Here is a 21,356-nt window from a genome sequence, read left to right as displayed (position 1 = left end):
GCGATCCCGTCCCAAGGCGCGGACCCGGCCCAGGCCCGGCCTGACACCCGGGGCTTTCGTCTATGCGCAATAAGTCCGAAATGTCGAGTTATCTTGCTCCGGTATCCGTGCTGCCACTGAGCGGTCTCACCTTCCGCGAGAGAGGCGAGAGAAGCGATGCTCCAGGCCATCGGGCTGACCAGCACCCGCCGAAGGAAGCACCCGCCCGCCGTCGACGATCTGACCTTCGAGGCCCGCGCCGGTCAGATCACCGTCTTGCTGGGCTCGAGCGGCGCGGGGAAGACGACGGCTCTGAGGCTCGTTCTCGGGCTCGAGGCCGGCCGCGGGTTCACGTACTTCCGCGGCAACCCCCTGCATCGCATCGCCAACCCCGCATGCGAGGTGGGCGCCCTTCTCGGTGACGTGCCGGGGCATCCTGCCAGGACCGCGCGTGGTCAGCTGCGGATGCTGAGTGCCGCTGTCGGGGTGCCCGCTTCCCGCGCCGATGAGCTGCTCGACGTCGTGGGCCTCGCCGGTCTCGCCCAGGAGCCGCTGGGCAGGCTCTCCCTCGGTATGGACCGTCGGCTGGGGTTGGCGTCCGCCCTCCTCGGCGACCCGCAGACGCTGGTCCTCGACGACCCCGTCCGGGGCCTGTCGCCACGCGACAGGAGTTGGCTGTTCGCGCTGCTACGGGCGCACGCCGCCCAGGGCGGAACGGTTCTGTGCACGCTGCGCGAGCCCAAGGAGGCCGCCCGGATCGCCGACCGCGTCGTCACGTTGCACGAGGGGCGCCTGCTCGCGGATCAGGAGGCCGCGGAGTTCTCGCGGACCCGGCTCCGTCCCCGGGTCGCCGTCCGTACCCCGCACGCGGCCCGTCTCTCCGCCGTCCTCGCACGCGAGGCGCGCGCAGAGCGGCGCTCGGTCGAGGTGGTGGCCGTCGGTGGTGGTGTGCTCGCGGTCTTCGGCAGCAGTTGTGCCGAGGTGGGTGAGACCGCCTTCCGGCACGGCGTACTCGTCCACCGCCTCACCGAGGAGGTCGGCGACACCCCTCCGGCGCCCGAGCCCGAGCCCCAGCCTCAGCCTCAGCCTCAGCCCCAGCCCCAGCCCCAGCCCCAGTCAGGTCCCGTCGCCGGGACCTCACCCGCCCCCGGCCCCGCGCCCCCGGTGCCATCGCCTGCCTCCCGAGCCACCGCCCCAGCCCTGTCGGCGACCTCAGCCCCGCCAGCGACCCCCGTCCCGTACCCGAGCCTCGTCCCCGCCCGCACCCCCACTCCTGCCCTCACTTCCACCCCAGCCTCCACCCCCACCCGCACCCGCACCCCCACCGACTCCGCCACCCCCGCAGCCGTCCCGCGGGCGCCGCGCCCGGTGCGCAGCCCTCGGTGGCCGCTGCGCTACGAGCTCCGCCGGCTCCTCGGCGTACGGACGTCTCCGCTGATCGGGCTGGCCGCGGTCGCCGCCTCCCTCGCCCTGTGCCTCGTGCTCGCCCGGACCGGCGCCACCGCATTGAAGCCGCACACCGTCGCCGCCTGGCCCGGTTTCCTGCCGCTGCCTCCGGCGGCGTTCGGCGCCGGACTGATCGGCGCGCTCTCCTTCGGGGAGGAGTTCCGTCACCCCGCTCTCGCGTCCGCGCGGGGCACGGTGCCCCGGCGGCTGGGGCTGCTTCTGGCGAAGCTCGGCGTGACGGCGGCTGCCGCCGTCACGCTCGCGGCGCTCGTGGTCGCCGTCGATGTGCAGGCGCTCCGGCTGGCGTTCGGGCCGGAATTGGTGGCTCTGCCGTCCGACTGGCCCGCGCTGGCGGCCGGTTGGGGAGCCCTCTGCGTCGGCTGCGCGTGGTCGGGGCTGCTGGCCGCGGGAGTCTTCCGGGTCACCGCTGCCGGGGTCGCCGCGGTTCTCGCCGTACCGGTCGTCGTGGCGCCCCTCGCACACAAGGTGCTCGTCGTACCGGCAGTCCGTTCGATCGTCGGACTCCCGGGCAGATTGAGGGAACTGGCCTGGGTCGAGCTCCCGCAGGAGGCCGATCGCTGGCTGATCGCCGCGATGAGATTGCCGGCACAACCGGTGGGTGTCGCACTGGTGTTGTCGTTGGTGGCCCTGATCTGCGCGTATGTGTTCACCGGCCTTCGCCGGAGGGCCTTTTGGTGATCAAGGGTGACCGGCTGTCCGTGAACTGCCCATGACGTCTTGGGGAATGCCCGTTTCTTTCCGATAAGGCGTCAATTGCGGGGTGAGCGCCGATCACCCTTTCGTGTGCTTTTCACCAAAGACCTCAAGGGGCTCGGAAGCTGAGCCGACAAAGGATGCGTGAGTACCCTTGCGCACACCATGATGCCCCCCGCCCGCCCCGCCGAGACCGGCATGGCCGGTCCGGGCGAACTCGACCGTTACGGCTACGGGGAGTCGCCCGCGGCCGATCGCGTCGGTCCCCCCGCCTGGGAAGCGTCCGACACGGAGTTGGGCCGGGTGGGCCGCCGTACGGCAGGCAGCCGCGGCCGCGGCCTGCACGGCCAACTCGTCCAGCAGCTCGGCCAGATGATCGTCTCGGGCGATCTCGGGGCCGACCGTCCGCTCGTCCCCGAGGAGATCGGCCAGCGCTTCGAGGTCTCCCGCACGGTCGTGCGTGAGTCCCTCCGTGTCCTCGAGGCGAAGGGGCTGGTCAGCGCCCGCCCCAATGTCGGCACCCGCGTCCGGCCCGTCAGTGACTGGAACCTCCTCGACCCCGACATCATCGAGTGGCGTGCCTTCGGTCCGCAGCGCGACGACCAGCGCAGGGAGCTGAGCGAGCTGCGCTGGACGATCGAGCCGCTGGCCGCCCGGCTCGCCGCCGGCCACGGCCGTGAGGACGTCCAGCAGCGCCTCGGTGACATGGTCGAGATCATGGGCCACGCCCTGGCTCAGGGTGACGGCCTGACCTTCTCGCGCGCCGACGCCGAGTTCCACTCCCTGCTCATCCAGCTCGCGGGCAACCGCATGCTGGAGCACCTGTCGGGGATCGTCTCTGCCGCGCTCCAGGTTTCGGGTGGCCCGATCACGGGCTGTGACCGCCCGACCGAGGCGTCCCTGTCGCACCACGCCCACATCGCGGAGGCCCTCGCCTCCGGGGACGCGCACGCCGCCGAGTCCGCCATGCGCCGACTGCTCACCGTTCACCCGGAAGTGGAGCGAGTGGTCCCCGCGCCGCGTGAGCACTGACCGCGGCGGCGGTCGGCGAGTGAGACGGTGTTCGGGTCGCATGTCGCCGGATTCCCAGGGGTCCGGCGACTCGCCCAGCACCGATCGCACCAGTTTGTACGTAAAGCGGCATTTGGGGTGTGACTCGGGCCACGTGGATTGGGCGTAACACTCCTCGAGGCAGCGCGATGACCTAAGAGGTGACAGCCGAGGAGGGAATACAGCCGCCGTACATGGCGCTGTGACAGCTCCTTGGTTTTGCCCGCGCCACCGGCACATCCGCAGCCCGGTGGTCGTCGGCTCCGGCCCGATCATGGGTGGGGCCGGAAGCCGTTTCCATCGTTCCGAGAGGTTGTTCGTGTCGGCCAGCACATCCCGTACGCTCCCGCCGGAGATCGCCGAGTCCGAGTCTGTGATGGCGCTCATCGAGCGGGGAAAGGCTGATGGGCAGATCGCCGGCGATGACGTGCGTCGTGCCTTCGAAGCTGACCAGATTCCGCCAACCCAGTGGAAGAATGTTCTGCGCAGCCTCAATCAGATCCTCGAGGAAGAGGGTGTGACGCTGATGGTCAGTGCAGCGGAGTCGCCGAAACGCGCCCGCAAGAGCGTCGCAGCGAAGAGCCCGGCAAAGCGCACCGCCACCAAGACCGTCGCCGCCAAGACCACCACGGCGAAGACCGTCGCGGCCAGCACGGCCCCGACGGCCGAGACCGTCGAGGTCGCGGCCGACGAGTCCGAGACCGCGCCCGCGAAGAAGGCGGCCGCCAAGAAGGCCACGGCCAAGAAGACGGCGGCGAAGAAGACCACCGCCAAGAAGACGGCGGCGAAGAAGACCACCGCCAAGAAGGACAGCGACGACGCCGAGGGCGAGGAGCTGCTCGACGAGGTCCAGCCCGCGGGCAAGGGCGACGAGGAAGAGCCCGAAGGCGAGAGCAAGGGCTTCGTCCTCTCCGACGACGACGAGGACGACGCGCCCGCGCAGCAGGTCGCGGTCGCCGGTGCCACCGCCGACCCGGTCAAGGACTACCTGAAGCAGATCGGCAAGGTCCCGCTGCTCAACGCCGAGCAGGAGGTCGAGCTCGCCAAGCGCATCGAGGCCGGTCTGTTCGCCGAGGACAAGCTGGCGAACTCCGACAAGCTGGCGCCGAAGCTCAAGCGCGAGCTCGAGATCATCGCCGAGGACGGCCGTCGCGCCAAGAACCACCTGCTGGAGGCCAACCTCCGGCTGGTCGTCTCGCTGGCCAAGCGCTACACGGGCCGCGGCATGCTCTTCCTGGACCTGATCCAGGAGGGCAACCTCGGTCTGATCCGCGCCGTCGAGAAGTTCGACTACACCAAGGGCTACAAGTTCTCCACGTACGCCACCTGGTGGATCCGTCAGGCGATCACCCGCGCCATGGCCGACCAGGCCCGCACCATCCGTATCCCGGTGCACATGGTCGAGGTCATCAACAAGCTCGCGCGCGTCCAGCGCCAGATGCTCCAGGACCTGGGCCGTGAGCCCACCCCGGAGGAGCTGGCCAAGGAGCTCGACATGACCCCTGAGAAGGTCATCGAGGTCCAGAAGTACGGCCGTGAGCCCATCTCGCTGCACACCCCGCTCGGCGAGGACGGCGACAGCGAGTTCGGTGACCTGATCGAGGACTCCGAGGCGGTCGTCCCGGCCGACGCGGTCAGCTTCACCCTCCTGCAGGAGCAGCTCCACTCGGTGCTCGACACCCTGTCCGAGCGTGAGGCGGGCGTGGTGTCCATGCGCTTCGGTCTCACCGACGGCCAGCCGAAGACGCTGGACGAGATCGGCAAGGTCTACGGCGTGACGCGAGAGCGCATCCGGCAGATCGAGTCCAAGACGATGTCCAAGCTGCGCCACCCGTCGCGTTCGCAGGTTCTGCGCGACTACCTCGACTAGGCCGCACCTGATCGAGGCGCGGACACGGCGCCGGACGGCTGTGAGAAGGGCCCGGATCCCCATGGGGGAGCCGGGCCCTTCGGCGTGGCGCGCGGGTGCGAGAGACGGCCGACTGGACGACTCTGGGTGGGATCGGATTCACGCAGAGTCAGGAGACCGTATGCGTCGCCCCACTGCCCGAAGCCTTGCCGGGGTGCCGGCTCTGATCGCAGCAGCGGTCGTGACAACACCGGCGATGTCAGTTCCCGCCGCCGCCGACAGTGTCGTCGTCGGAGGGTACGAGGTCCGTGCCGACGACAGTCCATGGGTGGTCGCGCTGGCCAGCCGTGACCGGTTCGGCCCAGCGCGGAGCGGACAGTTCTGCGGAGGTGTGGTCGTGGCCCCCACCAAGGTGATGACAGCGGCCCACTGCCTGAGCAACGCCGTCCTAGGCAAGGACGCGGCTTCCGTACGCGATCTGCGGGTCATCGCGGGCCGCTCCGAGCTCGCCGGCAACGGCGGTCGGGAGGTGCCCGTACGGGAAACGTGGGTCACACCCGCGTACGACCCGGTGACGAACAGTGCCGACATGGCGCTGCTGACCCTCGGCGAGGCACTGCCCGAGGACCATGTGCTGCCGGTGGCGGGGCCGGGGGACCCGGCGTACGAGGTGGGGACGGCCGCGACCGTCTACGGGTGGGGTGACACACAGGGCAACGGCAGTTACGCGTCGTCGCTGCGCGCGGCACGGGTGTCGGTCCTGCCGGACGAGACGTGCGCAAACGCCTACCCCGGCGGGCAGGGCAGCAGGTACGCGCCGTCGACGATGCTGTGCGCGGGTGACCCACAGGGGGGCCACGACGCCTGTCAGGGGGACAGCGGGGGGCCGCTGGTGGCCGAGGGCAGGCTCATCGGCCTGGTCTCCTGGGGCAGCGGCTGCGGCCGCCCTGACGGCCCGGGCGTCTATACGCGGGTCTCCGCGGTGGTGCGGTCGGCCGGCACCGGCTGACCGGCCCCGGTCGGACCGGCACCCGCGAAAAAGGGTCACGGAACGAGAGCGGGCGGCTTCCCCCGGTGGCCGGGGGAGCCGCCCATCGGCCGGTCCTGGACCGGCCCTTGGCTCGTCGGGATGTGAGGGTCAGTGATCCTCTTCGCCGGTGTCTGCCGGCACGGCCGTCAGGCGGTCCGTCTCATCCTGTATTTCCGCGGCGATCTTCTTGAGTTCCGGCTCGAACTTGCGCCCGTGGTGGGCACAGAAGAGCAGTTCACCACCGCTGATCAGTACGACGCGCAGGTAAGCCTGGGCGCCGCAGCGGTCGCAGCGGTCAGCGGCCGTCAGCGGGCTCGCGGGGGTCAGAACAGTAGTCACGTCGCCTCTTCTCTAGCTCGACGAGCTGTCGTACCAGGGTCAACATCCAACCAGGCCGAAAACGTTCCCGCTCGTGGCTTTTCCTCGAAACTTTTTCCCGAGGTGGCTGTCTGCTGCCGGTTGGCGGCGAATGAGCCGTATTGCTTCGCTCTACGGATTTCGCATTGCTTGTCTCGTTTGGCCCTCCCGGCCGGGTTGCCGGTTGTTGATGAGGACGTGCCCGGAGCCTAAATGGTTCATGCCCCGAAGGGAACGTGATGTGCACGTCACCCCATCGAGGGATCGAACACTCATGCGAAGCTGCACTAGCATGAGAAATCAGGTGGGTGGCGTTACATCGGCTCTACCAGGCCTCGGTACGCTCTCACCGGCGACCGACGCCGGGCCCGTACCCCCCTTGGCCACATTTGAAATTCAGCGAGGAGCGAACCGCGTGACCGCCGAATCGTCCGTGCCGTCCACAGCACTGCTGACAGCAGACCGTGACGGCTCCAACTACACCGCGCGGCACCTGCTCGTCCTGGAGGGGCTCGAGGCGGTTCGCAAACGACCTGGCATGTACATCGGCTCGACCGACAGTCGCGGCCTCCTGCACTGCCTCTGGGAGATCATCGACAACTCCGTCGACGAAGCGCTCGGCGGCCACTGCGACCACATCGAGGTCATCCTCCATGAGGACGGCTCCGTCGAGGTCCGGGACAACGGCCGCGGCATCCCCGTGGACGTGGAGCCCAAGACCGGGCTCTCCGGGGTCGAGGTCGTGATGACCAAGCTGCACGCCGGCGGAAAGTTCGGCGGCGGCTCCTACGCGGCCTCCGGCGGTCTCCACGGCGTCGGCGCCTCGGTGGTGAACGCGCTCTCCGCCCGCCTCGACGTCGAGGTCGACCGCGGCGGCGCGACCCACATGATCAGCTTCCGGCGCGGTGTGCCCGGCATCTTCACCGAGTCCGGCCCCGACGCCCCCTTCGACCCGGCGAACGGCCTGCGCAAGGGCAAGCGCGTACCGAAGGCCAGGACCGGCACCCGCGTCCGTTACTGGGCGGACCGCCAGATCTTCCTCAAGGACGCCAAGCTCTCCCTGGAGACGCTGCACCAGCGCGCACGCCAGACCGCCTTCCTCGTTCCCGGCCTGACCATCGTCGTCCACGACGAGCGCGGCCTGACGGAGGCCGGCGGCGAGGGCAAGAGCGTGGAGACCTTCCGTTTCGACGGGGGCATCAGCGAGTTCTGCGAGTACCTGGCCCAGGACAAGCCCGTCTGTGACGTGCTGAGGCTCACCGGCCAGGGCACGTTCAAGGAGACCGTCCCCGTCCTCGACGACCGCGGTCACATGACGCCGACGGAGGTCACCCGCGAGCTCGGCGTGGACATCGCCCTGCGCTGGGGTACCGGTTACGACACCAACCTCAAGTCCTTCGTCAACATCATCGCCACCCCCAAGGGCGGCACCCATGTGACCGGTTTCGAACGCTCCGTGACCAAGACGATGAACGAGGTGCTGCGCTCGGCCAAGATGCTGCGCGTCGCCGAGGACGACATCGTCAAGGACGACGCGCTGGAGGGCCTCACCGCCGTCGTGACCGTCCGCCTCGCCGAGCCGCAGTTCGAGGGCCAGACCAAGGAGGTCCTCGGCACCTCGGCGGCCAACAGGATCGTCGCCAACGTGGTGGCCAAGGAGCTCAAGGCCTTCCTGACGTCCACCAAGCGGGACGCCAAGGCGCAGGCCCGTGCGGTGCTGGAGAAGGCCGTGGCGGCCGCCCGTACGCGGATCGCGGCCCGCCAGCACAAGGAGGCGCAGCGCAGGAAGACCGCCCTGGAGTCCTCGTCGCTGCCCGCCAAGCTCGCCGACTGCCGCAGCGACGACGTGGAACGCAGCGAGCTCTTCATCGTCGAGGGCGACTCGGCGCTCGGCACCGCGAAGCTCGCTCGCAACAGCGAGTTCCAGGCCCTCCTGCCGATCCGCGGCAAGATTCTCAACGTCCAGAAGTCGTCTGTCTCCGACATGCTGAAGAACGCCGAGTGCGGGGCGATCATCCAGGTCATAGGGGCCGGCTCGGGCCGGACGTTCGACATCGACGCCGCCCGCTACGGCAAGATCGTCCTGCTGGTCGACGCCGATGTCGACGGCGCCCACATCCGCTGCCTGCTGCTGACGCTCTTCCAGCGCTACATGCGGCCCATGGTGGAGGCCGGCCGGGTGTTCGCCGCCGTGCCGCCGCTGCACCGGATCGAGCTGATCCAGCCCAAGAAGGGCCAGGACAAGTACGTCTACACGTACTCGGACAACGAGCTGCGGCAGACGCTGCTGGAGTTCCAGCGCAAGGGCGTCCGCTTCAAGGACTCCATCCAGCGCTACAAGGGACTCGGTGAGATGGACGCCGACCAGCTGGCGGAGACCACCATGGACCCGCGCCACCGGACCCTGCGCCGGATCAACATCGGCGACCTGGAGTCCTCCGAGCAGATCTTCGACCTGCTCATGGGCAACGAGGTCGCTCCCCGTAAGGAGTTCATCACCAGCTCGGCGGCCACGCTGGACCGCTCGCGCATCGACGCCTGACCGGCACGACGGGTCGTGCACCCAGGGGTGGAGCCGAGGTCTCCACCCCTGGTCCGATCCGGCCGTGCCCCCTTCTCCCTAGCATCGAGTGCGACGGAGGAGGACACACGTGCCCGGCGTGCCCAGCAGCAAGTGGACCGAGTGGCCCACCCGCGAGTCCCTGTCCCGCATCGGTGTCCCGAGGGCCCGCATCGCGCTCGACATCGCGCTGCTCGCCGCCCTCTCGTCGTGGGCCGTGGCCAGCGCGTACACGTCCGAGATCTTCCACGGCTGGGGGGCGGTCCTTCCCCCGCTGGGTCTCCTGGGCTGTGCGGCGGCCGCCGCGCGCTACCACCGCACCACGCTCGATAACAGGCTTCCTGCTTCGCTCGCGCTGCTCGGCGTCATCGCCGTCACCGGCCTCGGGGCACACGCCGCCGGGGCGGACGTCCCCGCCATGGTGCTGTGGGTCTCTGTCGCCCTCATGGCGATCGAGCGACTGCCGGTGGCGGCCGTCGTCGCCATCGTCACGCTCCCGGTGGCCGGCTTCGTGATGACCGAGGACAGCAGGCTGGGAGCGCTGCTCACCACCGCCGCCGTCGTGCTCGGGGGGTGCGCCCTGCGCCTCGACGCCCACGCCCGTGGGGCCGGCTTCCGGCTGCTCGCGCAGGAGCGGGCCGCCCGGGAGGCCGAGGCGGTCTCCGCCGCTCTCGCCGAGCGCGCCAGGATCGCCCGGGAGATCCACGATGTCCTGGCGCACAGTCTGTCGGCGCAGCTGGTGCATCTCGAAGCGGCCCGGCTCCAGATCGAGCGAGGCCCGCAAGGACCCTTCCGTGACCAGATCCTGGAGCGTGTCGTCGCGGCACGCGGCATGGCCCGCGAGGGGCTGGCGGAGACCCGGCAGGCGCTGTCGGCGCTGCGCGGTGAGATGGTGCCCGTGGAGGAGTACCTGCGGGAGCTGGCGGAGAGCGGTCCGGTGTCCACCGAAGTCACCGGGGCGCGGCGGCGGTTGTCCGCGGACGCCTCGCAGGCGGTGCGCCGGGTGGCGCAGGAGGCGATGACGAATGTCCGCAAGCACGCGCCGGGAGCGGTGGTACGGATGCTCCTCGCCTACCGGGACGGCGAAGTGGTCCTGGAGGTGAGGGACTCGGGGAGGCCCGCGGCGGCGGACGGGCCGGAGGTGTCCGGCGAGCTCGGAGGTTCCGGCGCCGGGTACGGTCTGCTCGGTATGCGCGAGCGTGCGGAACTGCTCGGCGGCACGCTCGAGGCGGGACCGGAGGGGGAGGGGTTCGTGGTGCGACTGCGGGTGCCGGCATGACCGGGGAGACCGCGAGGGTCGTCGTCGCCGACGACCAGGCGGTGGTGCGCGAGGGCATCGTGATGCTGCTGGGACTGCTGCCGGGCATCGAGGTCGTCGGTTCGGCCAGGGACGGGGAGGAGGCTCTCACGCTCGTCGCCGAACTGGCTCCCGACGTCGTCCTGATGGACCTGAGGATGCCACGGGTCGACGGGGTGGAGGCCACCCGCCGGATCCGCAGCGAACACCCCGGCACCCAGGTCGTCGTGCTCACCACCTATGCGGACGACGACTCGCTCTTCCCCGCTCTGCGGGCCGGGGCGCGGGGGTACCTCACCAAGGACGCCGACGGGGACGAGATCGTACGGGCGATCCAGGACGTCGTCGCCGGCCGGGCCGGGCTTTCCCCGGTGGTCCAGCGGCGTCTGCTCGAGCAGGTCACGGCGGAGCCGCCGCCCACCGGCCCCCGGCTGCCCGACGGGCTGACCGCCCGCGAGGGAGAGGTGCTGACCCTGATCGCGGAGGGCCTTGGGAACACGGACATCGCGGCGAGGCTGGGCATCTCCACCGCCACCGTGAAGACCCACATCAACAACCTGTTCGCGAAGGCCGGCCTCCACGACCGCGCACAGGCGGTCCGGTACGCCTATCGGGAGGGTCTCGCGAAGCCTCCGGGGACGAACGTCACCTGATGGGGTGAAGACTTCGCGACAAGAGTCCTGGATCTTCCCACTCTGTCCATCCTTGTGCAGGCGGCCGAAACGGTTCGTCGGCAAGGAGAAGTGAGCGTGGAGAAGCAGGAAGGCCCGGAAGCCGCTCAGGTGCGGCTGGAGGACCCGTGGTACGACGCGCTGGCCTCCGGCTGGAGCGACCGGGACAGCACCGGAGCCCCTGCCCCGGGCGGACATCCCGCCGCGGAGGACGGGCCGGCCGGCCCCAGCGCCGCCGACATCTACCTGGAGGTGCAGCGCAGCGAGGCCTTCCAGGAAGTGCGCGCCCGCTACCGGCGGTTCGTCGTGCCCGCGTCCGCCGCCTTCCTCGTGTGGTACCTGGCGTACGTCGTCGCGGCCACGACCGCGCCCGGGCTGATGGCGAGGCCGGTGGCCGGGGCGGTCAACGTGGCGATGGTCGCGGGACTCGCCCAGTTCCTGACCACGTTCCTGCTGACCTGGGCCTACACCCGCCACGCCAGACTGCGAAGGGACCGGGCGGCGCTCGATCTTCGGTGGGACACGCAGGAGATGACGAGAGGGGCCGGGCGTTGAACGGGGACCACCAGGCGCTCGCCCTGCTGCTGTTCAGCGCCTTCATCGCGGTGACCCTCGGCATCACCACCTGGGTGAGCCGCAACAGGCACGGTTCCGCGGAGGAGTTCTACGCGGGCGGGCGGCTGTTCTCCCCGATGGAGAACGGCTTCGCCATCGCCGGTGACTACATGTCGGCCGCTTCCTTCCTCGGCATCTCGGGGCTCATCGCGCTGTACGGCTACGACGGAATGCTCTACTCCGTGGGCTTCCTGGTCGCCTGGCTCGTCGTCCTGCTGCTCGTCGCCGAACTGGTGCGCAACTGCGGCCGGTTCACCCTCGCCGACGTGGTCGCCGCCAGGATGAAGGAACGGCCGGTGCGCATCGCGGCCGGCACCTCCTCGGTCACCGTCTCCGTCCTGTATCTGGTGGCGCAGATGGTGGGAGCGGGGAGCCTGGTCGCACTGCTGCTGGGCGGCACGAGCGAGGCCGCCCGGTCCTGGACCGTCATCGGCGTGGGCGCGCTGATGGTGATCTACGTGTCCATGGGAGGGATGCGGGCCACCACCTGGATCCAGATCGTGAAGGCCGTGCTGCTCATGGCGGGCGCCATCGCGATGACCGTGCTGGTGCTGATGCGGTTCCACGGCGACTTCAACCAGTTGCTCGACTCCGCCGCCGCACGCAGCGGTCACGGCAAGGACTTCCTCGCGCCGGGCCTCCGCTACGGCGGGGACTGGACCGCGCGCCTGGACTTCATCAGCCTCGGCCTGGCACTCGTGCTGGGCACCGCTGGACTGCCGCACATCCTGTCCCGCTTCTACACGGTGCCGACCGCGCGGGCCGCCCGCCGCTCCGTCGTCTGGTCCATCGGTCTCATCGGCAGCTTCTACCTGATGACGATCGTGCTCGGTTTCGGCGCGGCCGCCGTGGTCGGCGCCGAGGAGGTCCGGGCGTCCAACGCCGCCGGCAACACCGCCGTGCCGCTGCTCGCCCTCGACCTCGGCGGCGGGGCCGGCTCCACCGGCGGCGCCGTCCTGTTCGCGATCGTGGCCGCCGTGGCCTTCGCGACGATCCTGGCCGTCGTCGCGGGGATCACGCTGGCCTCCTCGGCCTCCGTCGCCCACGACCTGTACGCGACGCTGCGGCGCCGGCGCGCGGACGGGCCGACGGGCGAGGAGGCCGGCGGCGGCCGGTACAGCGAGGTCGCCGTCGCCCGGATCGCCGCCGTCTGCATCGGCGCCGTCGCGATCGCGCTCGGTCTGCTGGCCCGCGATCTGAACGTCGCGTTCCTCGTGGGCCTGGCCTTCGCCGTGGCCGCCTCCGCGAACCTGCCCGTCCTGCTCTACTCGCTGTTCTGGCGGAACTTCACCACGCGCGGCGCGGTCTGGTCCGTCTACGGCGGGCTGGTTCCGGCGGTGCTGCTCGTCCTGGTGTCGCCTGTGGTCTCCGGCAGTGAGCGGGCGCTCTTCCCGGGTGTGGACTTCCACGTCTTCCCGCTGGAGAACCCGGGGCTCGTCTCGATCCCGCTGGGCTTCCTGGCCGGCTGGATCGGTACGGTCGTCTCCTCCGAGCCGCCGGACGCGGCGAAGCACGCCGAGACCGAGGTGCGGGCGCTGACGGGTGCGGGCGCCGTCTGACACCGGAGGGCGTGGACCGTGCCCGGCCTACCGGGTCTCAGGCGCTCGCCACCCACACGTAACGGTGTTCCGGGCGGCCCGTCTCGCCGTACCTGAGCGTCAGCCGCACCCTCTCCGACCGCTCCAGGAGCTTCAGATAGCGCTGGGCGGTCTGCCGGCTCACGCCCGCCCGTTCCGCGATCTCCTGGGCCGACAGAGGGCCGTCGGCGGCCAGCAGCACCTGGCGGACCAGTTCGGCCGTGGTGGGGGAGTGTCCCTTGGGGAGTTCCGGCGCGATCGAGCCGGCCGACAGCGTGCCGAAGATCCGGTCCACCTCGGCCTGTTCGGCCTCTCCACCGCCGTCAAGGGCCTGCCGCAGCGTCGCGTACGCCTCGAGCTTGGCGCGCAGCCCGGCGAAGTTGAACGGCTTGACCAGGTACTGGAGGGCGCCGTGGCGCATCGCCGCCTGGACGGTGGCGACGTCCCGGGCGGCCGTCACCATGATCACGTCGGTGTGGTGGCCGAGCGCGCGGAGCTCACGGACGACCGACAGCCCGTTCTCGTCCGGCAGATAGTGATCGAGCAGGATCAGGTCGACGGGCGCCTCCGCGATCCTCGCAAGTGCCTCCGCGGCCGAGTGGGCCTCCGCGACGACGCGGAAGCCCGGCACTTTGGCGACATAGGCCGCGTTGATGCGGGCGACCCGGACGTCGTCGTCCACGACCAGTACGTCGATCATCGCGCCTGCCGGACCTCTCGTTCGCCGCCCGCGCCTCCCGGTGCGCCGGTCTGTCCGGCACCCGGTGCGCCGAGCGGTGGCGGGGTCCGCGGAAGGTCCCCGTCCGGACCGGTCTCGGCCAGGGCGTCGGGCAGGACGACGACGAATTCGGCGCCCTCGGCGGCCGACTCGCGGACCGTGGCGCTACCGCCCTGCCGCTCGGCGAACCTGCGGACCAGCGGCAGTCCCAGACCGCGCTTGCCGTGGGACGGCAGTTCCTTGGTGGTCCACCCCTCGGTGAAGATCGACTCGCGGTGTTCGGCCGGGACACCGGGACCGCTGTCGGCGACCCGGAGGATCACCGTGCCGCCCACGGTGTGGAGCTCGACCTCGATCTGCGCATCCGGTGTGCCTGCGGCCGCGTCCAGCGCGTTGTCGACCAGATTGCCGACCATCGTCACCAGTCCGCGCGGGTCCACCAGCCGGTCGGGCAGCAGGGTCGCCGGGGCGATCCGCAGCGACACCCCGCGCTCCGCCGCGACCGTCGCCTTGCCGACGAGCAGCGCGGCGAGCAGCGGATCGTGGATCTTCTCCGTGACCTGCTCCGCGGTCGCCCGGTGCACCCCGGCCACCTCGGTGACGAACTCCACCGCCTCCTCGTGCATCTCCAGCTCCAGCAGGCCGAGCAGGGTGTGCAGGCGGTTGGCGTGCTCGTGGTCCTGCGCGCGCAGGGCGTCGATCAGCCCGCGGGTCGAGTCGAGCTCCCTGCCCAGCTGCTCCAGTTCGGTGCGGTCGCGGAGGGTGACGACGGCGCCGCCGTCGTCTGTCGGCATCCGGTTGGCGACGAGGACCCGGCTGCCCCGTACCGCCAGCAGGTCGTCGCCGTTCACCCGGCCCGCCAGGACGTCGCTGGTGCGTCCCTCGCCGAGTACCTCGTCGAGCGGTCGTCCGATGGCCTCCTGCCCCACCCCGAGCAGCCGCTGGGCCTCGTCGTTGAGCAGCCGCACACGCCCGGCCGCGTCCAGGGCGACGACGCCTTCCCTGATGCCGTGCAGCATCGCCTCGCGCTCGGCGAGCAGGGCGGAGATGTCGGAGAAGGCCAGGTCGTGCGTCTGCCGCTGGAGCCTGCGGGAGATCAGGTAGGCGGCGAGCGCCCCCACGGCCAGCGCGCCGCCGGCGTACGCGAGGAGGCCCGGGATCGCCGCCAGGAGCCGGGCCCGGACGCTGTCGTACTCGATGCCGACGGACACCGCGCCGACGATCCTGCCGTCCGCGTCGCGCAGCGGCACCTTGCCGCGGGCGGAGCGGCCGAGGGTGCCGCTGTCGATCTCCATCACGTCCCGCCCGGCCAGCGCCTCGCTCGGATCGGTGGAGACGATCCGTCCGATCTGGGCGGGAGAGGTGTGGGACCAGCGCACGCCGCGGCCGTCCATGACCACGATGTACTCGGCGCCGGTGGCCTGCCTGATCCGTTCGGCCTCTGCCTGGACCGGGCCGTCGGGGGTCGGCCGGGAGCCGGTCACGTCCTCGGCGAGCTCGGGTGACGCGGTGGTCTCCGCGATGGCGAGCGCGCGGCGCATCGCCTGGTCGTCGAGCTGTGCGCTGAGCGGGGCGAGGAAAAGGCCGGTGGCCAGCGCGATGACCCCGGTGACGATGGTCAGCTGCATCAGCAGGACCTGGGAGAAGACCCGCTGCGGCCAGCCGATCCGCCGTCGCCGGGCGGGGGCGGTCGGAACGGGACTCATGCCTAGGAACGGTAAGGGCAGCCGTCCGCTTTCCGAAATTGTGGGCTCCGCGCAAAAGGCTTGCGCTCCTTGCGGCCATTTTTCATTTTCACGACAGTGCGAATGAAAGCCCCTGGTGTCGGCAGATGCGGGGCGGATCCAGGGTGCTCCGCCGTGCGAGGGGGCCTGCCGCGACGGTGGACGACCCGGCATATCTCTGCAACTCTCTGACCGCCATACGCAAAAGATGCAGCACTTCGCTGCACAAATCCTGCCTGCATCGATACGTCGTCAGAGCCGCGCCCTCGTCGCCTCACAGCACGGGGCCGAAGATCGGGGACAGATGAGACCGCAACGCTGGAGATGGCGGGTCCTCTCCGCCGTGATCACCACCAGTCTTTTGATGCTCGGCCGGCCTTCGTGGACCGCCTCGGCGGCCGACGGTCCGGACATCGCCGCGGGCCGCCCGGCTGCCGCGAGCAGTTCGCACAGCGAGTACGCGGCCGCCAACGTCACGGACGGCGACCAGTCGTCGTACTGGCAGAGCGCCGGCAGCAGCCTCCCGCAGTGGGTGCAGGCCGACCTCGGCAGCACCACCGGCGTCGACGAGGTGGTGCTGAAGCTCCCCGCCGGCTGGGAGAGCCGGACGCAGACCCTGTCCGTCCAGGGCAGCGCCGACGGGACCAGCTTCAGCACCTTGAAGAGCTCGGCCGCCTACACCTTCACGCCCGGCTCGGCCAACACGGTGTCCGTCACCTTCCCGTCGGCGCGGGCCCGTTACGTGAGAGTGCACATCACCGCCAACACCGGCTGGCAGGCGGCCCAGTTGTCCGCCCTGGAGGTCCACGCCGCCGGCGGGTCCTCGGTGAACCTCGCCCGCGGCCGCACGCTCACCGCGAGCAGCCACACCGAGGCCTATCAGGCGGCGAACGCCAACGACGGGAACAGCGCCAGCTACTGGGAGAGCCGCAACCACGAACTCCCGCAGTGGATCCAGGCCGACCTCGGCGCCTCCGTGCGCGTCGACCGCGTGGTGCTGCGGCTGCCGGACGGCTGGGGCGCACGGACGCAGACGCTGAAGATCCAGGGAAGCGCCAACGGCTCCGACTTCACCGATCTGACCGCTTCCAGGGGCTACCTGTTCGACGCCGCCGGCGATCACGCGGCGACGATCGCCTTCGACGCCGCCACGACCCGGTACGTACGCGTCCTCGTCAGTGCCAACACCGGGCAGCCGGCCGCTCAGCTGTCCGAGCTCGAGATCTACGGACCGGCGACCGGCGACACCACGGCTCCCGGCGCCCCGGCGGAGCTCGCCTTCACCGAGCCGGCCACCGGCCGGATCCGGCTGACCTGGAAGGCGTCGACCGACGACACAGGGGTCACCGGCTACGACATCTACGCCGACAACCAGCTGCTCGCCGCCGTGGCGGGCGACGTGACCACCTTCACGGACACCCGGCCCTCGAACGTGACCGTCTCCTACTACGTGCGGGCCAGGGACGCGGCGGGGAACCAGTCCGCGAACAGCAACACAGTGACCCGCCGGGCGGACTCCGGTGACACGCAGGCGCCCACCGCGCCGTCGAACCTGTCGTTCACCGAGCCGGCCCCCGGGCGGATCGTCCTGACCTGGGGCGCCTCGGTCGACGACACCGGCGTGACGGGTTACGACATCTACGCCGGCAACGTCCTGCGCAAGAGCGTCGCCGGCGACGTGACCACCTACACGGACACCCAGCCCGTGTCGGCCACGGTGACCTACCGGGTGCGGGCGAAGGACGCGGCAGGGAACGAGTCGGGCGACAGCAACGGCGTCACCCGCAACGGTTCCACGGGCTCCGCCTCCAACCTCGCCGTCTCCAAGCCGATCACGGCGTCCTCGGTGATCCACACCTTCGTCGCCCAGAACGCCAACGACAACGACGTGACCACCTACTGGGAGGGCGCGGCAGGCAGCTACCCGAACACGCTCACCGTGAAGCTGGGCGCCGACGCGGACGTCAGCGCCGTCGTGCTCAAACTGAACCCGGACACCGCCTGGGGTGCCCGCACCCAGAACATCGAGGTGCTCGGGCGCGGGCAGAACGCCTCGGGCTTCACCGGCGTGGTGGCGGCTAAGGACTACGCCTTCGACCCGGCGCGCGGCAACACGGTCACCGTTCCGCTGGATGCCCGTCTCGCCGACGTCCAGCTCCGCTTCACCTCCAACACCGGTGCCACGGCAGGTCAGATCGCCGAGTTCCAGGTGCTCGGGGTACCCGCCCCCAACCCCGACCTCCAGATCACCTCTGTGACCGCGTCGCCTGCCTCGCCGGTCGAGTCGGACGAGATCACCTTGTCGGCCACGGTCCGCAACAGCGGCCCGGCCGCCGCTCCGGCCAGCGCCGTCGCCCTGCGGCTCGGCGGCACCAAGGTCGCCACCGCCCAGGCCGGCCCCCTGGCGGCCGGGGCGCAGACGACGGTCAGCGCCTCCATCGGGACGCGCGACGCCGGGACCTACCAGCTCAGCGCCGTGGCCGACGAGGCGAACGCGGTCATCGAGCAGAACGAGACCGACAACACCCACACCAGCCCCACCGCGCTGGTGGTGAAGCCGGTCGCGAGCTCGGACCTGGTGCCCGCCTCCGTCACGACCTCACCGTCCGCCCCGGCGGCCGGTGACAGCGTCACCTTCTCGGTAGCCGTCAGGAACCAGGGCACCACCGCGTCCGCGGGCGGCAGCCACGGCCTCACCCTCGCCCTGGTCGACTCCCGGGGCGCGACGGTCAGGACCTTCACGGGCGCCTACAGCGGGACCATCGCCGCCGGTGCCACGACCGCGCCGGTGAACCTGGGGACGTGGACGGCCGCCGACGGCTCGTACACCCTCAGGGTCACCGTCGCCGACGACGCCAACGAGCTGCCGGTCAAGCGCGAGAACAACACCGGCACCCAGGCGCTCTTCGTCGGCCGCGGCGCCGACATGCCGTTCGACATGTACGAGGCCGAGGACGGCACGGCCGGCGGAGGCGCGCAGGTCGTCGGCCCGAACCGGACGGTCGGCGACATCGCGGGTGAGGCGTCGGGCCGTAAGGCGGTCACCCTCGACAGCACCGGCGAGTACGTCGAATTCACCAGCCGTGCGAGCACCAACACCCTCGTCACCCGCTTCTCCATTCCGGACGCGCCGGGGGGCGGCGGTATCGACGCGACCCTGAACGTCTACGTCGACGGCGTCTTCCGCAAGGCGATCGATCTGACCTCCAAGTACGCCTGGCTGTACGGGGCGGAGGCCTCGCCGGGCAACTCGCCCGGGGCCGGGGCTCCTCGTCACATCTACGACGAGGCGCACATCATGCTGGGCGGGACGGTCCCCGCGGGCAGCCGGATCAGGCTGCAGAAGGACACGGCCAACACCTCGGCGTACGCGATCGACTTCATCAACCTGGAGCAGGTCGCTCCGGTCGCGAACCCGGACCCGGCGTCGTACGCCGTGCCCGCCGGATTCACCCACCAGGACGTGCAGAACGCCCTGGACAGGGTGCGCATGGACACGACCGGCAAGCTCGTCGGTGTGTACCTGCCGGCGGGTGACTACGAGACGTCGAGCAAGTTCCAGGTGTACGGCAAGGCCGTGCAGGTGACCGGCGCGGGTCCCTGGTACACGAAGTTCCGCGCTCCCTCCACCCAGGACAACACCGACATCGGCTTCCGGGCGGAGGCGTCGGCGAAGGGATCGTCGTTCAGGAACTTCGCCTACTTCGGCAACTACACGTCCCGCATCGACGGTCCGGGCAAGGTGTTCGACTTCGCCAACGTGTCGGACATCGTCATCGACAACATCTGGAACGAGCACATGGTGTGCCTCTACTGGGGGGCCAACACCGACCGGATCACCGTCAAGAACTCCCGTATCCGGAACATGTTCGCCGACGGCGTCAACATGACCAACGGTTCGACCGACAACCTGGTGTCGAACAACGAGGCCAGGGCGACCGGCGACGACAGCTTCGCCCTCTTCTCCGCGATCGACGCGGGCGGCGCGGACATGAAGAACAACGTCTACGAGAACCTGACCTCGATCCTCACCTGGCGCGCGGCGGGGATCGCCGTCTACGGCGGCTACGACAACACCTTCCGCAACATCCACATCGCCGACACCCTGGTCTACTCCGGCATCACGATCAGCTCCCTGGACTTCGGCTACCCGATGAACGGTTTCGGCACCGGACCCACGACGGTGGAGAACGTCTCCGTCGTCCGGGCCGGCGGCCACTTCTGGGGAGCGCAGACCTTCCCCGGCATCTGGCTGTTCTCCGCGGACAAGGTGTTCCAGGGCATCCGGGTCAGCAATGTCGACATCGTCGATCCGACGTACAGCGGCATCATGTTCCAGACCAAGTACGAAGGAGGACAACCGGAGTTCCCGATCAAGGACACCGTCTTCACCGACATCTCGATATCCGGCGCCCGCAAGAGCGGTGACGCGTTCGACGCCAAGTCCGGCTTCGGCCTCTGGGCGAACGAGATGCCCGAGAGCGGGCAGGGTCCGGCGGTCGGCGAGGTGACCTTCAACGGACTGAGGCTCAGCGGCAACGCGCAGGACATCAGGAACACCACCTCCACCTTCAAGATCAACATCAATCCGTAGGGGCGTGCGGGGCGAGGCCCGGTCGGCGATCGGGCCAGCGCAAGCCACTTGCGTGGCTTGCGCTAGCCTTGCGCGTATGACGCGACGACTTGCTCAGGTGGCGAAGAAGGTGGGAGTCAGCGAGGCCACGGTCAGCCGGGTCCTCAACGGCAAACCAGGGGTCTCCGAGGCCACCCGCCAGTCCGTGCTGACAGCGCTGGACGTCCTCGGCTACGAGCGGCCCACCCAGCTGCGGGGCGAGCGGGCGCGGCTGGTCGGGCTCGTACTGCCCGAACTGCAGAACCCGATCTTCCCCGCCTTCGCCGAGGTCATCGGCGGGGCGCTGGCCCAGCAGGGCCTCACCCCCGTGCTGTGCACACAGACCAAGGGCGGCGTCTCGGAAGCCGACTACGTGGAGCTGCTGCTCCAACAGCAGGTCTCCGGCGTCGTGTTCGCCGGGGGCCTGTTCGCGCAGGCGGACGCCCCGCACGACCACTACCGGCTGCTCGCCGAGCGCCGTATCCCCGTCGTGCTCGTCAACGCCTCCATCGACGGCCTGGACTTCCCGTGCATCTCCTGCGACGACGCCGTCGCCGTCGAGCAGGCGTGGCGCCACCTCGCCTCGCTCGGCCACGAACGCATCGGCCTAGTCCTCGGCCCCGGCGACCATGTGCCCTCACGCCGCAAACTGGCGGCGGCGCACGCGGTCGCGGAGGCGGCCGGGACGGAGCTGCCGGAGGAGTACGTCGAGCGTTCGATGTTCTCCCTCGAGGGCGGCCAGGCCGCGACCGGACGGCTCCTGGAACGGGGCGTCACCGGGATCATCTGCGCGAGCGACCCGCTGGCCCTGGGTGCGGTACGGGCCGCCCGACGGCGCGGGCTGGCCGTGCCCGGCGATGTGTCGGTCGTCGGCTTCGACGACTCGGCGTTCATGAACTGCACGGAGCCGCCGCTGACGACGGTGCGGCAGCCCATCGAGGCGATGGGGCGGGCGGCGGTCGAACTGCTGACGGCGCAGATCCAGGGGGGCGAGGTGCCGCCGGGGGAGCTGCTTTTCGAGCCGGAACTGGTGGTACGGGGGTCGACGGCGCGTCGACGCTAGTGCCGGCTCCGCGCGGCGCTTCTCACGGCCCCCTACGGCCTGGCGGCCGTGGGGCCCCGCGGCCCGCGACCTGGCTCCGCGCGACCTGGCACGG

14 protein-coding genes are annotated in these 21,356 nt (G+C 70.5%); 11 read left to right on the top strand and 3 right to left on the bottom strand.

The features are described 5' to 3' along the window. The first annotated feature begins 156 nt into the window (after positions 1-156). The 4 genes from SPRI_RS10165 (at position 157) to SPRI_RS10150 (ending at position 6,047) form a co-directional block, all read left to right on the top strand. Positions 157-2,124, top strand: a complete 1,968-nt coding sequence (locus SPRI_RS10165; protein ID WP_005311030.1) for an ATP-binding cassette domain-containing protein — start codon at positions 157-159, stop codon at positions 2,122-2,124. A 159-nt stretch (positions 2,125-2,283) separates the two neighbouring features. Next, complete coding sequence (locus SPRI_RS10160) at positions 2,284-3,171, top strand: FadR/GntR family transcriptional regulator (protein ID WP_005311028.1); 888 nt, start codon at positions 2,284-2,286, stop codon at positions 3,169-3,171. A gap of 337 nt (positions 3,172-3,508) precedes the next feature. Further along, entirely contained in the window at positions 3,509-5,059 is a 1,551-nt protein-coding gene (locus tag SPRI_RS10155; protein WP_005311026.1) for an RNA polymerase sigma factor, read from the top strand. Positions 5,060-5,219: 160 nt separating this feature from the next. Continuing rightward, complete coding sequence (locus SPRI_RS10150; RefSeq protein WP_005311024.1) at positions 5,220-6,047, top strand: S1 family peptidase; 828 nt, start codon at positions 5,220-5,222, stop codon at positions 6,045-6,047. Between the two features lie 129 nt (positions 6,048-6,176). Here SPRI_RS10150 and SPRI_RS10145 read toward each other — a convergent pair whose 3' ends face one another. Next, positions 6,177-6,407: a DUF7455 domain-containing protein gene (locus tag SPRI_RS10145; RefSeq protein ID WP_005311020.1), complete on the bottom strand. Its 231-nt coding sequence runs from the start codon at positions 6,405-6,407 to the stop codon at positions 6,177-6,179. 433 nt (positions 6,408-6,840) lie between these two features. Here SPRI_RS10145 and SPRI_RS10140 point away from each other — a divergent pair, with 433 nt between their 5' ends. The 5 genes from SPRI_RS10140 (at position 6,841) to SPRI_RS10120 (ending at position 13,127) form a co-directional block, all read left to right on the top strand. Next, on the top strand, positions 6,841-8,967 hold the full coding sequence (locus SPRI_RS10140) for a DNA gyrase/topoisomerase IV subunit B (protein WP_005311018.1): 2,127 nt from the start codon (positions 6,841-6,843) through the stop codon (positions 8,965-8,967). A gap of 118 nt (positions 8,968-9,085) precedes the next feature. Continuing rightward, positions 9,086-10,264, top strand: coding sequence for a sensor histidine kinase (locus SPRI_RS10135; RefSeq protein WP_005311016.1), 1,179 nt, complete (start codon positions 9,086-9,088; stop codon positions 10,262-10,264). Beyond that, positions 10,261-10,935 carry a response regulator gene (locus tag SPRI_RS10130; protein WP_005311014.1) on the top strand — a complete coding sequence of 225 codons (675 nt, stop codon included), beginning with the start codon at positions 10,261-10,263 and terminating at the stop codon, positions 10,933-10,935. Before SPRI_RS10135 ends, SPRI_RS10130 begins: the two co-directional genes overlap by 4 nt. 96 nt (positions 10,936-11,031) lie before the next feature. Beyond that, complete coding sequence (locus SPRI_RS10125; protein WP_037773591.1) at positions 11,032-11,508, top strand: DUF485 domain-containing protein; 477 nt, start codon at positions 11,032-11,034, stop codon at positions 11,506-11,508. Continuing rightward, positions 11,505-13,127, top strand: a complete 1,623-nt coding sequence (locus SPRI_RS10120; protein WP_005311010.1) for a solute symporter family protein — start codon at positions 11,505-11,507, stop codon at positions 13,125-13,127. The genes SPRI_RS10125 and SPRI_RS10120 overlap by 4 nt, the downstream gene beginning before the upstream one ends. Positions 13,128-13,164: 37 nt before the next feature. On the opposite strand, the gene SPRI_RS10115 is transcribed toward SPRI_RS10120, so the two are convergent. Next, entirely contained in the window at positions 13,165-13,845 is a 681-nt protein-coding gene (locus SPRI_RS10115) for a DUF7342 family protein (protein ID WP_005311009.1), read from the bottom strand. Further along, positions 13,842-15,569, bottom strand: a complete 1,728-nt coding sequence (locus SPRI_RS10110) for an ATP-binding protein (protein ID WP_005311008.1) — start codon at positions 15,567-15,569, stop codon at positions 13,842-13,844. The genes SPRI_RS10115 and SPRI_RS10110 overlap by 4 nt, the downstream gene beginning before the upstream one ends. A 322-nt stretch (positions 15,570-15,891) precedes the next feature. Between SPRI_RS10110 and SPRI_RS10105 the strand changes: the two genes are divergently transcribed. After that, on the top strand, positions 15,892-20,181 hold the full coding sequence (locus SPRI_RS10105) for a discoidin domain-containing protein (RefSeq protein WP_078951239.1): 4,290 nt from the start codon (positions 15,892-15,894) through the stop codon (positions 20,179-20,181). 76 nt (positions 20,182-20,257) lie between these two features. Continuing rightward, positions 20,258-21,262: a LacI family DNA-binding transcriptional regulator gene (locus SPRI_RS10100; protein ID WP_005311006.1), complete on the top strand. Its 1,005-nt coding sequence runs from the start codon at positions 20,258-20,260 to the stop codon at positions 21,260-21,262. Positions 21,263-21,356 lie beyond the last annotated feature (94 nt).

This window comes from Streptomyces pristinaespiralis, from assembly GCF_001278075.1.
Taxonomy (GTDB): domain Bacteria; phylum Actinomycetota; class Actinomycetes; order Streptomycetales; family Streptomycetaceae; genus Streptomyces; species Streptomyces pristinaespiralis.
The sequence above is the reverse complement of the archived record's forward strand: the minus strand, read 5'-3'. Positions and strand labels throughout refer to the sequence as shown.